This is a genomic window from Vibrio sp. 10N.261.52.A1 (assembly GCF_002876325.1).
Lineage (GTDB): Bacteria > Pseudomonadota > Gammaproteobacteria > Enterobacterales > Vibrionaceae > Vibrio > Vibrio chagasii.
The window spans coordinates 1-4,832 of the sequence record NZ_MCYD01000899.1; the positions used below are offsets into that span (position 1 = coordinate 1).

Below are 4,832 nucleotides of genomic sequence, written 5' to 3' on the forward strand. Positions count from 1 at the left end.
AGAATCAATGAAAGATACTGCACGCGTATTAGGTCGTATGTACGATGGCATCGAGTACCGTGGCTTTGGTCAGAGTATCGTCGAAGACCTTGGCGCTTATGCTGGCGTTCCAGTGTGGAATGGCCTTACTGATGAATTTCACCCAACTCAGATCTTGGCTGACTTCCTGACCATGTTAGAACACGGTCGCGGTAAACTGCTGTATCAAATCAGCTTTGCTTATCTGGGTGATGCTCGTAACAATATGGGTAACTCTCTATTAGTAGGAGCTGCCAAGATGGGCATGGATATTCGTCTTGTCGCGCCAAAAGCCTTCTGGCCAGAAGAACAACTTGTCGAAGAGTGCCAAGCTATCGCGCAAAGTACCGGCGCTAAAATCACGCTGACTGAAGACGTTGCTGAAGGCGTAAAAGGCTGTGACTTCCTCTACACCGATGTTTGGGTATCGATGGGCGAAGCACCAGAAGCTTGGGATGAACGTGTGGCAGTGATGAAACCATATCAAGTGAATATGGATGTGATTAAACTGACGGGCAACCCTCAAGTGAAATTCATGCATTGCTTACCCGCTTTCCACAATAATGAGACCGTTATCGGTCAGCAAGTAGCTGATAAATATGGTATGAACGGTTTGGAAGTGACGGATGAAGTGTTTGAATCTGACTACTCTATTGTGTTTGATGAAGCAGAAAATCGCATGCACACCATCAAAGCCGTTATGGTCGCAACACTCGGTTAATTGAGAATAGTGAAAGTAAACAAAAGCTTGATGTAATCGCTTGCGCTCACAAATTGAAAGCGTATAATTCTCGGCAATTTGTCTGAGAGTAGTGAAAATGACGCCAACCAATATTGTGATCACACATAATAAAATTGTGAAAACACCTAATATTGCTCGTAAGCTAGCATGCTTGCCAGGCGGTCTATTCTGCTTTTCAGCACTTTTTTAAAGCCTCCCATTATGGGGGGCTTTTTTGTGGCCAATACATTATTGTGGGGAAGAAGATCATGGCGAATTCGCTCTATCAAAAGCACATCATCTCAATTCCAGAGCTTTCTCGTGAAGAGCTAGAATTAATTGTTCAAACGGCTGGTCAGCTTAAAGCAGAACCAAACCCAGAACTTATCAAGAACAAAGTTGTGGCTAGCTGCTTCTTCGAACCTTCAACGCGAACTCGTCTCTCTTTTGAAACTGCGATTCAACGCATCGGTGGTGATGTGATTGGTTTCGACAGCGGCGGTAACACCTCACTGGCGAAAAAAGGCGAAACGCTAGCAGACTCAGTACAGGTTATCTCTTCCTACGTTGATGCTTACGTAATGCGTCACCCTCAAGAAGGTGCAGCGCGCCTAGCGTCTGAGTTCTCTAACGGTGTCCCTGTAATCAACGCTGGTGATGGTGCTAACCAACACCCAACACAAACCCTGCTTGATCTATTCTCTATCGCTGAGACACAAGGCCGCCTAGACAACCTTAATGTGGCGTTCGTTGGTGACCTTAAATACGGCCGCACGGTTCACTCTCTCACTCAAGCACTGGCTAAGTTCGATAACATCTGTTTCTACTTTGTAGCGCCAGAAGCATTGGCTATGCCTGATTACATCTGTGAAGAGCTTGATGAAGCTGGCATCAAATACCAACTACTGACCGACATGGAAGGTGTGATTCCTGAGCTGGATGTTCTATACATGACTCGCGTACAGAAAGAACGCTTTGATGAGTCGGAATACGCACACATCAAGTCAGCCTACATCCTAACGGCTGCTCTATTAGAAAATGCACGTGATAACTTGAAGGTACTGCACCCACTTCCTCGCGTTGATGAAATCACTGTCGATGTCGATAAAACACCTTACGCTTACTACTTCCAGCAAGCTGAAAATGGTGTTTACGCGCGTGAAGCATTACTAGCCCTTGTTCTTAACGAAACGCTGTAGAGGAGAGATATCATGTCTAAAGAGACTCAATTAAAAGTTGAAGCAATCAAGAACGGTACCGTTATCGACCACATCCCAGCAAACATCGGGATCAAGGTGCTAAAACTGTTTGATATGCACAACTCTCATCAGCGTGTCACTATTGGTTTAAACCTGCCTTCTTCAGCACTTGGCGGTAAAGACTTACTTAAAATTGAGAATGTGTTTATCACCGAAGAGCAAGCAAACAAGTTAGCACTGTACGCACCTCACGCGACGGTAAACCAAATCGAAGATTACGAAGTGGTTAAGAAGCTAGCGCTTGAACTACCTGAGCAAATCAACGATGTGTTTGAGTGTCCAAACACCAACTGCATTACTCACAACGAGCCGGTTGAGAGCAGCTTTAAGATCTTTGAGAAGAATGAAGATATTCGCCTGAAATGTAAGTACTGCGAAAAAGTCTTCTCTCGCGAGATCGTGACAGAAAGATAAGCTTCGCGTAACACGTGATTAATGTAAAAACTATGAAATACCTCGCCCGTGCGGGGTATTTTGCGCTTTACCTAGCCACGGTTTGTAGGCACACTGAAAAACGATTTTTATCTAATAACTGATGGAATAAACCAATGACTAAAGTACTTCACACAGAATCGGCTCCAGCTGCAATCGGCCCATATGTACAAGGCGTTGACCTTGGCAACATGGTACTGACTTCTGGTCAAATCCCAGTAAACCCAGCAACTGGTGAAGTATCTGCTGATATCGCAGAGCAAGCACGCCAATCTCTAGACAACGTTAAAGCGGTTGTAGAAGCTTCTGGCCTGACTGTAAAAGACATCGTTAAGCTAACTGTATTCGTTAAAGACCTAAACGACTTCGGCACAGTAAACGAAGTTTACGGTAAATTCTTTGATGAGCACGGCGTTGCAAACTACCCTGCACGTTCATGTGTTGAAGTAGCTCGTCTACCAAAAGATGTTGGTATCGAGATCGAAGCTATTGCAGTTCGCAAATAGGTTTCACCCTATTTAATCAGTGGCTTAGTGCTGAACTAAGCCCTGATGAGATAAAAAAAGGTTGCCAACTAGGCAACCTTTTTTATTATTCGTTTTCTGCGTTTAAGCTACTTCTTATTAAGCTCAATCACTTCTTTGTCTAGCTCTTCCAACTTAGCCGCCATCTGTTCACGAGTTAGGTTTGCTAATTCACGAACGTTCGACTTGTCGTAGCCTTCAGTATTAATTGGGTCTAGCATTTCCACAATCACGTGGCCATTGTTCCAACGGTTCAGCTTAACGCCACCTGTAGAACTACACACGATAGGGATAATTGGTAAGCCAGCGCCAATCGCAGCATGGAAAGCGCCAGTTTTAAATGGCAACAGACCACGGCCTCGTGAACGCGTTCCTTCAGGGAACATCCATACCGAAACATCACTGCCTTTCAGGTTATCAACCACTTGATCGATTGTACCAACCGCTTTGCTGCGGTTTGCACGGTCAATTAGGATATTACCCGTCAACCAGTAAAGCTGACCAAACAAAGGCATCCACGCTAGGCTTTTCTTACCAACTGTTACCACTTTAGGCGTCACAGCCGATGATACCGTGAACAGGTCCCAGTTATTCTGATGGTTCGCAACATAAACATGTTGGCCACGAGAGTAAGCATCTTCAGGGATACGCAGCTCTAGCTTGATACCAAACACTTTCGACATACGACCGAAGTAACGACCAAAGGTAAATACGTGCTTTGGGTTACGTGGGCTAAGTAGACAATAGCCACAGCCGAATACAAACATAAGAATCGCAAATATCGCCAATGCGAAAATACGTAATATTGCTATCATTTTGTTCCTCACAACCGCAAAGCTTACCCACCTATTCACTTTATAATAAGCAAACAGGTTCACTTGCGGTAAATACAACTATAAAAAAGCCGAAACCAAGGTTCCGACTTTTGTGTTTTCATTTTACTGATTCATGAATTTACTAACCTAAGTTAGTTTGAGTCACGAAATCGGGTAATGTTTGCGCCCAGCGCTGAAAGCTTATCTTCAATCTTATCGTAGCCACGATCGATGTGATAGATACGGTCAACGATGGTTTCGCCTTGTGCGATACAACCAGCAATAACAAGACTCGCTGATGCACGAAGATCCGTTGCCATTACTTGAGCGCCGCTCAACTGCTCGGTTTCACCACAGATAGCTGTATTACCTTCAATCTCCGCTTTTGCGCCCATTCGCTGAAGTTCAGGAATATGCATGAAACGGTTTTCGAAGATGGTTTCAGTGATCACACCGCTACCTTTCGCCATCATGTTAAGCAGAGTAAACTGAGCTTGCATGTCGGTTGGGAAACCAGGGTGTGGTGCCGTTACGATTTTCACCGCTTTAAGCTCACGACCTGTCATATCAAGACTGATCCAGTCTTCGCCCGTTTCAACCTTCGCACCCGCTTCTTCAAGCTTCGCTAAGGCAGCTTCAAGAAGATGAGCGTTAGTGTTACGACAAACGACTTTACCGCCAGAAACCGCTGCAGCAACAAGGAAAGTACCCGTTTCAATACGGTCTGCAACCACAGAGTGTTGACCACCACCTAGACGCTCAACGCCCTCGATAGTAATCGTATCTGTACCTGCGCCAGAAATCTTCGCACCCAGTTTGTTAAGGAAATCAGCCGTATCAACAATCTCAGGCTCACGCGCTGAGTTATCTAATACCGTTTTACCTTCTGCGAGTGTTGCTGCACACATGATAGTGATCGTAGCGCCTACGCTTACTTTATCCATCACGATGTGCGCGCCTTTCAGACGGCCATCAACACTTGCTTTCACATAACCATCTTCCAATGTAATGGTTGCACCTAGTTGCTCTAGGCCATGGATATGCAGATCAACAGGGCGAGCAC

The 4,832-nt window shown here is 45.2% G+C and carries 6 protein-coding genes; 4 read left to right on the forward strand and 2 right to left on the reverse strand.

Going from position 1 to position 4,832, the window contains the following annotated elements:
• The 4 genes from argF to BCT81_RS19455 all read left to right on the forward strand — a co-directional run.
• Nucleotides 1-739, forward strand: a 739-nt coding sequence (argF, locus tag BCT81_RS19440) for an ornithine carbamoyltransferase (RefSeq protein ID WP_102425523.1), incomplete at its 5' end; no start/stop codon positions are given.
• 269 nt (nucleotides 740-1,008) lie between these two features.
• Nucleotides 1,009-1,938, forward strand: a complete 930-nt coding sequence (gene pyrB / locus BCT81_RS19445) for an aspartate carbamoyltransferase (protein WP_102425524.1) — start codon at nucleotides 1,009-1,011, stop codon at nucleotides 1,936-1,938.
• A 12-nt stretch (nucleotides 1,939-1,950) separates the two neighbouring features.
• Entirely contained in the window at nucleotides 1,951-2,412 is a 462-nt protein-coding gene (gene pyrI, locus BCT81_RS19450; protein ID WP_004738681.1) for an aspartate carbamoyltransferase regulatory subunit, read from the forward strand.
• 134 nt (nucleotides 2,413-2,546) lie between these two features.
• Nucleotides 2,547-2,936 (forward strand): RidA family protein, encoded by a 390-nt coding sequence (locus BCT81_RS19455; protein ID WP_004738682.1) that lies wholly within the window; start codon nucleotides 2,547-2,549, stop codon nucleotides 2,934-2,936.
• A 107-nt stretch (nucleotides 2,937-3,043) separates the two neighbouring features.
• Here BCT81_RS19455 and BCT81_RS19460 read toward each other — a convergent pair whose 3' ends face one another.
• Together BCT81_RS19460 and murA are read right to left on the reverse strand one after the other, a co-directional pair.
• Nucleotides 3,044-3,769, reverse strand: a complete 726-nt coding sequence (locus BCT81_RS19460) for a 1-acylglycerol-3-phosphate O-acyltransferase (protein ID WP_102425525.1) — start codon at nucleotides 3,767-3,769, stop codon at nucleotides 3,044-3,046.
• A gap of 152 nt (nucleotides 3,770-3,921) precedes the next feature.
• Nucleotides 3,922-4,832: UDP-N-acetylglucosamine 1-carboxyvinyltransferase (murA, locus tag BCT81_RS19465; RefSeq protein ID WP_102425526.1), on the reverse strand; the 911-nt coding region annotated here is incomplete at its 5' end.